This window comes from Mycetocola miduiensis (genome assembly GCF_900115155.1).
GTDB lineage: Bacteria > Actinomycetota > Actinomycetes > Actinomycetales > Microbacteriaceae > Mycetocola_A > Mycetocola_A miduiensis.
Map to the genome: position 1 here is coordinate 41914 of NZ_FOVM01000004.1, position 9085 is coordinate 50998.

8 protein-coding genes are annotated in these 9085 nt (G+C 68.0%); 5 read left to right on the top strand and 3 right to left on the bottom strand.

All coding sequences use genetic code 11. The features are described 5' to 3' along the window. Positions 1-3: 3 nt before the first annotated feature. The 3 genes from BM197_RS07820 (at position 4) to BM197_RS07830 (ending at position 3448) form a co-directional block, all read left to right on the top strand. Positions 4-525, top strand: a complete 522-nt coding sequence (locus BM197_RS07820) for a hypothetical protein (RefSeq protein ID WP_090710368.1) — start codon at positions 4-6, stop codon at positions 523-525. A 43-nt stretch (positions 526-568) separates the two neighbouring features. Then, positions 569-1525 (top strand): aldo/keto reductase, encoded by a 957-nt coding sequence (locus tag BM197_RS07825; protein WP_090710370.1) that lies wholly within the window; start codon positions 569-571, stop codon positions 1523-1525. Between the two features lie 174 nt (positions 1526-1699). Next, positions 1700-3448, top strand: coding sequence for a MinD/ParA family ATP-binding protein (locus BM197_RS07830; RefSeq protein ID WP_143095036.1), 1749 nt, complete (start codon positions 1700-1702; stop codon positions 3446-3448). Positions 3449-3578: 130 nt separating this feature from the next. On the opposite strand, the gene BM197_RS07835 is transcribed toward BM197_RS07830, so the two are convergent. From BM197_RS07835 to BM197_RS07845, 3 genes are all read right to left on the bottom strand, one after another. Continuing rightward, a complete protein-coding gene (locus tag BM197_RS07835) occupies positions 3579-4919 on the bottom strand; it encodes an MFS transporter (protein WP_090710374.1) in 1341 nt (446 codons plus the stop codon). A 77-nt stretch (positions 4920-4996) separates the two neighbouring features. Then, positions 4997-5671, bottom strand: a complete 675-nt coding sequence (locus tag BM197_RS07840; RefSeq protein WP_425435697.1) for a LuxR C-terminal-related transcriptional regulator — start codon at positions 5669-5671, stop codon at positions 4997-4999. After that, positions 5658-6881, bottom strand: a complete 1224-nt coding sequence (locus tag BM197_RS07845) for an ATP-binding protein (protein ID WP_090710376.1) — start codon at positions 6879-6881, stop codon at positions 5658-5660. The genes BM197_RS07840 and BM197_RS07845 overlap by 14 nt, the downstream gene beginning before the upstream one ends. 114 nt (positions 6882-6995) lie before the next feature. Here BM197_RS07845 and BM197_RS07850 point away from each other — a divergent pair, with 114 nt between their 5' ends. Both BM197_RS07850 and BM197_RS07855 read left to right on the top strand, forming a co-directional pair. Then, the gene (locus tag BM197_RS07850) at positions 6996-8525 is read left to right on the top strand and encodes a PspC domain-containing protein (protein WP_090710378.1); all 1530 of its coding nucleotides are present in this window, start codon (positions 6996-6998) and stop codon (positions 8523-8525) included. Further along, positions 8522-8860 carry a hypothetical protein gene (locus BM197_RS07855; RefSeq protein ID WP_090710379.1) on the top strand — a complete coding sequence of 113 codons (339 nt, stop codon included), beginning with the start codon at positions 8522-8524 and terminating at the stop codon, positions 8858-8860. Before BM197_RS07850 ends, BM197_RS07855 begins: the two co-directional genes overlap by 4 nt. Positions 8861-9085: the final 225 nt, after the last annotated feature.

The window sequence follows — 9085 nt, forward strand, 5'->3', positions numbered from 1 at the left end:
GCCATGAGTGAGAACGCCGACCTCCACTTCGCTGAAGCCCTCATCTCGGATGCCGCTACTACGCAGTACCCCAATCGCATGTCCCGGTTCGGCCGCATGGTCGGCCGCTGGCAGGTGCACTCGAAGCGAATGGACGAAAAGACCGGGCACTGGCACGAGACCGATTTTCTCTGGGTGATGTCGTTCATCCTCGACGGTAAGGCGGTGCAGGATGTCGCCCTGCACCCTCGCGAGGACGGCGGCTACGACGCGCTCGCCACCGCCGTGCGGGTGTACGACCGCGACATGGGCGCCTGGCGGGTCAGCTACTTCGAGCCGGAACGCGGGGAGTACGCCCACCTGGTCGCGACCGCGCACAAACGGGACGGCATCCGCCAGGACGGGACCCGCAACGACGGACTTCTGATCCGCTGGAACTTCTCGAAGATCACCGACACCTCGTACATCTGGGAGAGCTTCGTCTCAGAGGACGAAGGTGCGACCTGGGTGCTGAACGAGCACAACGAAGGCCGCCGCATCGGCTGACAGGGGGAGCGCTCGGCGAATCGGACGGAGTACGCTGCGGCTCATGAGCGAACTGCACCTTCCCAGGCTCGGATACGGCGGCGCGAATCTCGGCGACCTGTACCGGGCGATGAGCGACGACACGGCCTGGGAGATTCTGCAGACCGCATGGGATGCCGGCATCCGCTACTTCGACACCGCTCCGCACTACGGCCTCGGGCTTTCCGAGCGGCGGCTCGGTGCTTTCCTTGCCACGAAACCCCGGGACCAGTACGTCGTGTCGACGAAAGTCGGACGGCTGCTGGTGCCGCACCCCGAAGGTGCCGCGGAGCTCGACTCCGAGAACAACTTCGCTGTACCCGCCGACCACCGGCGGGTGTGGGATTTCTCGGCCGACGGCATTCGCTCCAGCGTCGAGGAATCGCTCGAGCGCACCGGGCTCGACCGGTTCGACATCCTCTACCTGCATGACCCGGAGAACCACGATCTCCACGAGGGACTGGACGTCGCGATTCCGGCGCTCGCGCGATTTCGGGACCAGAGGGTGACCCGGGCGATCGGCGTCGGCTCGATGGACACCGGCGCGCTCCTCGCCTCGGCGAACACCGGGGCCATCGACCTGCTCATGGTCGCCGGTCGTTACACGCTCGCCGAACAGCCGGTGCTCGCCGACGTCGTACCGGCCTGCCGCGCCCAGGGGGTGGGGATCGTCACCGCCTCCGTTTTCAACTCGGGGCTCCTTGCCACCGAGAACCCGGATGCCGACAGCCGTTACGAGTACGGCAGCGCGCCAGCGGCGGTGCTCGAGCGAGTACGGTCGATCGCTGAAATCTGCCGGGAATTCGGAGTGTCGTTGCCCGCTGCTGCCCTCCACTACACCCTGCGCGACGACACCGTCCGCTCCGTCGTGATCGGGGGAAGCAAGCCTGAACAGTTGCGTCGGAATGCCGTGTGGATGGCCGAGATTGTTCCCGAAACGCTGTGGACGGCGCTGGGCGAGAGAGGCCTCATCCCGGCGTAGCAACGAGCTCACCCGCCTGGCAAAGGGCTCAATTCGGCCCCCGGATGCGGGTCGCGCAATACTGGTACTCGGAAACTGGTCGCTTCGACGCCGACAGGGCGTCCTTCGGCCGTGGAAAAGAAACGGTGCCCCGACGTGTCGAATGAGTCGAACGAGCCACATATCACTGCGATCGTGCGAGCCGACGGTACCGGTGAAGTCACCGTCGACGGCCACAGGTCCGAGGTGCACGCGGCCGACGTTGCCGGTGCCCGAGCCGGGGTCATTGCCCGCGTCGCCGAGGAAGCGGCGGTCCGCGACCGCCCGGTCCGGGTCGCCACCACCGACCTCGACGGCGTCTACGCGCTGATCGTCCACCCAGACGGCAACGTTGAGTCGGAAGGCGCGATCCTCGTCGACGACGATGGGTATGCCGACGAGGCTGCCGACCGGCACGACGAGGACGACGACACCCCCAACGATGACGAGCACGACGACGAGCATGACGAGCATGACGAGCACGACGAAGACGTCACTGACGACGCGTACGTGCCATCGTCCGGTCCGGTTGAGAAGGGTGCGATCCCGCTGCCCCCGTTCGGCATCGAGGACCTCGTCGACTTCGCCGACGACGAAGCGGAACGCCGGCCAGCCACATCCTTCGAACCCGCCCCGACCCGACGATCGACCTTCCGGGCGCCGGGCGACGAGCCAAGCATCCCGGACTCCACAGATGACCTCGGTTACCGATATGACGGCCCGCCCCTCCACGGGGCTCCGTTCCCCCCGCTGCCGGAGGTCGCCCTGCCCGCCGACACCGCCACGCGAATTATTGCCGCGACAGCTGATTCCGCTCCGGATGCCACGCCCGACGACCGGCCCGCGGCAGAGGCCATCGCCGAGTTCGAAGCCGAGTTCGCCGCAGACGAACCGGCTGACGCCGGGGATTCGCCCGGGACGCCATCCCAGCCCGCGGTGTTCTCGGTGCCAGCCGATACCGGGGACGAAGCTGTGCCGACGCTCGAAGACTTCCTCCAGTCCCGCCCATCGGCCCCGGAGGGCCCGGCGAAGCAGGGTTGGCAGGGCTTCCTCCGCCGCATCACCGGGGGTGTGATCTCGCCGCGCCCGGGCAAGGCTGAGCAGGCGCACCGGGATGCCATCCGTCGCGTCCAGCGCAGCCTCAAGGGGCCGCGCACCATCGTGGTGCTCAACCCGAAGGGTGGCGCGCACAAGACGACAGCGACGTTGCTGCTCGCGGCGACGTTCGGCATCCACCGCGGCGGTTCCACACTCGCCTGGGACAACAACGAAACCCGTGGGACGCTCGGCTGGCGCGCCCAGCCGTCACGGCATTCGAACACGGCGGTGGACCTGCTCCGCGACGTTGGCCTCTTCTCCGACGTGGAGTCCGCGCGTGTCGGCTACCTGGACAACTACGTGCGTGGCCAGGGGGACGCCCAGTTCGATGTCCTCGCCTCCGACGAGGATGCCGCCGCGTCGTCGACGATCGACGCGAAGGCCTTCGACAGCCTCCACTCCACGCTCAGCCGGTTCTACCGCCTGCTCGTCATCGACACCGGCAACAACATGCGCGCCTCGAACTGGGAGGCGGCGGTCGAAGCGGCCGACCAGCTCGTCGTGGTCACGACGGTGAATGAGGAAACCGCGGCGAGTGCGGCGTGGCTGCTCGATGGTCTGCGGCAGAAGGGTCACCAGGACAAGGTCAGCCAGGCGGTGACGATCCTCTCAGCACCCGGAGACGCTGCGCAGCCAGAACTGTCCGGACGCCTGCACGCACATTTCTCAGCGCTCACCCGGGTGGTGCTCGAAGTTCCGTACGACCCCGGATTCCAGAGCGGGGGACCGCTCAACGTCGAGGTGCTCACCCCGCAGACCCGTGAGGCGTGGCTGCAGGTGACGGCGGCGGTCGCCGACGGGCTGTAACCGGCGGCCCGTCCTCTGACGGGAGCAGGCATGCGCTGCCCGGCACGAGGTCACTTGATGCGGACGGGGTCACGCGGTACACCGGGTGTGTGCGTCCGGACTGAGTGACTTCGTGGGGGCACACGGCGGGTTACCGCAGCTGCTGCTGCTTTGCGTGCACCGGAATGAGCAGCAGGAGCCCGATGAAGATGACGAGAACGATGCCGAGGATGCCCCAGTACTGTTCACCACCGACCGTGATGAAGAGCGCGAAAGCGGCCGGCGCCAGGAACGAGACGGCACGCCCGGTCGTGGCGTACAGCCCGAATACCTCACCCTCGCGCCCGGCCGGGATCAGCCGGGCCAGGAACGACCGGGATGCCGACTGTGCGGGCCCGACGAAGAGGGTCAGGGCGAGTCCGAAGATCCAGAACGTGAGCTTGCCTCCGTCATGGAGGAAAAAGATCAACAGCCCAGTAGCGACGAGGCCGATGAGGGACGCCATGATCACCGGTTTCGGGCCGAGTCGGTCGTCCAGAAGGCCGACGGTGATGGTCGAGATCCCGGCGACGACGTTCGCCGCGATGGCGAAGATGATCACTTCTCCTTGAGAGAAGCCGAACCAGCCCGCAGCGAGAACGCCGCCGAAGGTGAACACTCCGGCCAGGCCGTCGCGGAAGACCGCGCTGGCGAAGAGAAAGTAGACGGTCTGGCGGCTTTCACGCCAGAGCTTGCGGATGTCCTGAAAGAGACGACGGTAGGAGGCGAAGAAACCCACCTTGGTGCGACGGGCGCCGACGCCTTCGTACTCGGGGACGGCGAGGAGAACGGGCAGGGCGAACAGGCCGAACCAGATCGCCGACACGAGCACGGTGGCGCGGACATCCATGCCGTTCTCGTCAGTGATGCCGAAAATCCCGACCTCGGGCTGGATCAGGCCGAAGTACACAATCAGAAGGAGCACGATTCCGCCCAGATAGCCCAGCCCCCAGCCGATGCCGGAGACCCGGCCGATCGTCTTCGGCGTCGAGACCTGGGCGAGCATCGCGTTGTAATTCACGTTGGCAAATTCGAAGAACACGTTCCCGGCTGCGACGAGCAGAAGTCCGAGCCAGAGAAAGTCCGGGGATGGGGCGACGAAGAACATGCACGCAGTGAGGGCGACGACGATGTACGTGTTGACGCCGAGCCACAATTTGCGCCGCCCGGCACTGTCGGAGCGCTGCCCGGTGACTGGCGCGAAGAGAAGAACCAAAACACCGGCGGTGGCCAGCGCCCAGCCGAGCTGGGCCGAGACGACGGCTTCTTCGCCGAACGCGTCCGAGGTGAGGTACACGGTGAAGACGAAGGTCGTCACCACGGCGTTGAACGCGGCAGATCCCCAGTCCCACAACCCCCACGCCAACACCCGTTTCGGGCTGATTTTGGCCGGCGCCTCCGAGAGAGCGGGTGCGGCCGTATCCGGTGAGCCGTCGCTGGCGTTCTTCGTCATGAGGTCAGGGTAGTGGCATCCGGAGACGTACGGGTGAACACCGCGAAATCCGTGTCGGCCCGGGATTTCTCGCTGGATCAGAGCAGCTTGCGCTCCAGTGCCCATGCGGTCAGTTCGTGACGTGATGACAGCTGCAGTTTGCGCAGGACACTCGAAACGTGGGTCTCCACCGTCTTCACCGAGATGAACAGCGAGGCGGCGACCTCCTTGTAGGCGTAGCCGCGGGCGATCAGCCGCATCACCTCCTGTTCGCGTGCCGAGAGGCGGTCGAGTTCGTCGGATGCTTCGGCGGTCTCCCCGGACACCGCACCGAACGCGTCGAGCACGAATCCGGCGAGGCGGGGCGAGAAGACGGCGTCCCCGTCGGCGACGCGACGGGCGGCATCCGACACGTCGGCTCCCGAGGCGCTCTTCGTGATGTACCCGCGGGCACCACTGCGGATGACGGTCACCACGTCGTCGGCCGCATCCGAAACGCTCAACGCCAGGAACCGCGTGTTCGGCGCCTGCGCTGCGGACCGGCGGATGACCTCGGCCCCTCCGCCGCCTGCGCCGCCAGGCAGGTGCACGTCGAGCAGCACCACGCGTGGCTGGGTGGCCACGACGAGGGCGATCGCTTCGTCGACGGTGGCGGCTTCCCCGAGAACACGGATGCCGTCGGCCAGGTCGGCGCGCAGGCCGGAGCGGAAGATCGAGTGGTCATCGACGATCACCACGGTGAGGTCGGCTGCGCTCGGATCAGACATCGACATGGTGTGCTCCATCGGTCAGGGGGAGAAGAAGGCGGACCTCGGTTCCAGCGCCGCCGGGTCCCGGCGAGAGCTCGGCCGTGCCCCCGATCCGTCGCATCCGGCCGAGGATCGATTCGCGCACCCCCATCCGGTCGGAGGGGATGTCGTCGAGGCTGAGACCCGGACCCCGGTCGGTCACGGTCAGTTCGACGGCTGTCGGCGACGACTCGAGGTAGACCGAGACGGTGCCGCCGGCGTGGCGTGCCGCGTTCAGCATGGCCTCGCGGGCGGCGCCCAGCAACGCGTCGGGCACCGAACTTGGGCTCTGCCCGGCGGCCACCACGTTGATCTGGGCGGCGTATTCCTGCTCGACTACCGCGGCGAGCCGGCGCAGTTCATCGGCGAGGTCGACCGACGATCCGGGGGAGCCGGCGAAGAGCCAGTCCCGCAGTTCACGCTCCTGCGCGCGGGCCAGCCGGGAGGCGTCGCTGGCAGGGTCGGCCTTCTGCTGGATCAGGGCGAGCGTCTGCAGCACCGAGTCGTGCAGGTGCGCGGCGATCTCAGCGCGGTCCGCTTCGCGCACGCGGGCCGCCCGCTCTTCGGCCAGGTCGCGCGTCAGCCGGAAGAGCCACGGCGCGACGACGATGGCGACCCCGAACAGCACAGCGATAGCCGCGATGAAGACCGTCCAGACGTTTGGCTCCTCGCCGGTCACAAAGAACAAGAGGATGCCGAGCGCGACGAGAACCAGCGCGCCGAGTGCACGCACGAGCAGCGCGGAGGACGACGATGACCGCTGGCTGCGCAGGTCGTCGAACTGCCGCCAGGCGAGCCCGGCGCCGCCGAGTACGACGATCGCGGGGATGACGAAGGCGAGGGGAACGTCGACGCCCATACGGGATGCCACGAGCGCACCCGCTGCGGCGAGGAGGGCGACCCCGAGCAGGATCTCGGTGACCGGTGCGGATCGGGCCGGAGCGTCGTCGCCGTCAGCGGCCGCGGGATCGCTTGGACGGGTGAGCACGCGTTTCAGCGGGTCAGTCGAATCCTGGGCGATCGGTGTGGTCGCCCACAACCAGCAGTAGAGGAGCAACCCGGCTCCGCCGCACGCGGTCAGGAGCACCGTGATCGTTCGCACGAGCGGCAGAGGAAGGCCGGTGTGCTCGGCGAACCCGGCGCACACGCCGCCGACGAGCCGCACGCGCGGGCGGGTCATGCGAGGGGTGTCCATGGAGCAATCCAAGCACCCCCGACCCCCGGGCAGGGACCCGGTCAGGCGATCTCAGGGTCCGATCAGGGGGATACCCCATGGCAGACGGCCCGCAGCCGCCGCCAGACTCGAGTCATGAACGAAGCACCCCCCACCCCTGGCCCGACTTCGGCGAACGCGCCGACGGCGCCACAGGGCTCTTTCTTTGACTGGATCCGCAGCGCCGGGCTTGTCCGCACCGATGAGGCCTGGCTGGCCGGTGTCGGCGGCGGGATCGCACGACGCACCGGCCTGGACCCGCTGATCATCCGCGGCATCATCCTCGTGGTCGCCATCCTCGGTGGCCCGGCACTCTTCCTCTACGCCGTCGCCTGGGCGTTGCTCCCGGACAGTCAGGGACGCATCCACGCCGAGCGGGCGATCAAGGGCATCTTCGACCCGGCGATGGTCGCCATCGGCGTGCTCGTCGTCCTTACCTTCGTGCCGTTCATGCAGGGCATCTGGTGGCAAGGGGTCCCCGACTTCTGGAACATGCCCGGGTGGCTCGAGTCCATCCTCCGGTCCGGTTGGGTGCTCGCGCTGGTCGCCGGCCTGATCTGGCTGACGGTGGTGATCGCCAGGCGGACTCCCGCCGGGTCGACCGCGCCGCTCGCTCCCGAGCCGCGCGCGCATGCGGACTTCTGGACGAGTTCAGCCACCACCAGTTCAGCGACAACGGGCACCGCCCCCACTAGCTCGGCCACCCCGGCCGATTCGTCGGCGTTCGATCCCTTTACCGGGGCTCCGGCGGACACCCCAGCTTCCGCTGGGGCGACGAGCTCGACAGCTGCGCCGATGACGAGCGGCGCCGATTTCTGGTACTCGACACCGGAAGCCGCTCACGCCGCATCCGGCACCGCGGCACCGGGCGCCTGGGCGCAGGCCCCAGGTCAGGCTGAGCGCGACGCCCAGCGGCGTGCCCGCGATGCGGCGCGTGCCGAGCAGCGACGTGAGCACGAGGAACGGTACCGCCGGCGCCAGCCGGGGGCAGCATTCGTCTCGATCGCGCTCGGGCTGGCGCTGCTCGCCGGAGTCTTCGCCGCCATCGCACTCGGCTACACCACACTCTCGGACACCGCGGTGCTGGTCGGCGTTGGCGCCGCGCTCGGTGTGATCGCCCTGGCAACCATCCTCGCCGGCATCCGCGGCAAGGAGAGCGGTGCGCTCGGCTTCTTCGCCGTCGTCGCCATCCTCGTGCTGCTCTTCGTCGGGGTCTTCCCCCGCGGCACCGCCGTCTCGGTCGTCGGCAACACCACCTGGGAAGTGGAGGATGCCGCCGAGGGCACCACGACGGGCTACTCGATGGCTGCGGGATCACCGACCCTCGACCTCTCCGCGCTCGACGACCGCGGTGCGGACGTCGGCGGGGTTGTCGAACTCTGGCTGGGTGCAGGAACGGTCGACCTGGTCCTCCCTGAGGACGTCCCGGTGGTCCTCGAAGTCGCCGGCGGCATCGCCGGGCTCAGCTACACGACCGAAGACGGCGAGACACGTGAGCGCGGGGCGCCGGTCTACCGCGAAGTTGTCCGCTTCGGTGACACCTCCGACGACGACACGACAACGGTCCGGATCTGGCTCGGCGCCGGAAGCGTCGACATTGCTGACACCTCGAGGAGCACACGATGACCGATGCAAACGATACGACACCGATCCGCCCGGCGACGCCGGTAGCGGACCAGGATGCCACCGACGTCCTGTTTGGCGACAGCGCACGGCAGGGGCCGCTCCCCGCTCAGGCCTGGACCGCCCCCGCCGCGTCCGCGAAACCTGAGCGCCTCCGGGCCCGTTTCGGGACAATCTTCTGGGGCGTGATCCTGCTGGTCTTCGCCGCGTTCATGGTGACGAACGCGATTGTGCCTTTCATCGTCGACCCGGGCACCTGGATCATCGTCGCCCTCGTCGCCGGCGGCGTGCTCCTCGTCGCCGCGGGGATCGCCGCCGCATTCCGGCGAACCGACTGAGCGGCATCCGTCCGGCCCGGAACGGGCGGTCACTGCGGTGACCGCCCGTTTCTTGCGGCTATCACATCGAGAAACTTGAGCCGCCGGGGCTCAAGATTTGCCATGAAAAGTTGACAGCGCACAGGCAGCCGGTAAACTTGAGTCATCGCCGCTCAACTATTGACGCGGCCTCACGAACTTGATATGCGGGCCGCATCCCGGCCGACATCGAACAGACCCTCACCG

Coding starts and splice junctions, on each gene's coding strand:
- BM197_RS07820 (WP_090710368.1), top strand. CDS start 4: ATGAGTGAGAACGCCGACCTCCACTTCGCTGAAGCCCTCATCTCGGAT.
- BM197_RS07825 (WP_090710370.1), top strand. CDS start 569: ATGAGCGAACTGCACCTTCCCAGGCTCGGATACGGCGGCGCGAATCTC.
- BM197_RS07835 (WP_090710374.1), bottom strand. CDS start 4,919: ATGACGAAGAACGCCAGCGACGGCTCACCGGATACGGCCGCACCCGCT.
- BM197_RS07840 (WP_425435697.1), bottom strand. CDS start 5,671: ATGTCGATGTCTGATCCGAGCGCAGCCGACCTCACCGTGGTGATCGTC.
- BM197_RS07845 (WP_090710376.1), bottom strand. CDS start 6,881: ATGGACACCCCTCGCATGACCCGCCCGCGCGTGCGGCTCGTCGGCGGC.
- BM197_RS07850 (WP_090710378.1), top strand. CDS start 6,996: ATGAACGAAGCACCCCCCACCCCTGGCCCGACTTCGGCGAACGCGCCG.
- BM197_RS07855 (WP_090710379.1), top strand. CDS start 8,522: ATGACCGATGCAAACGATACGACACCGATCCGCCCGGCGACGCCGGTA.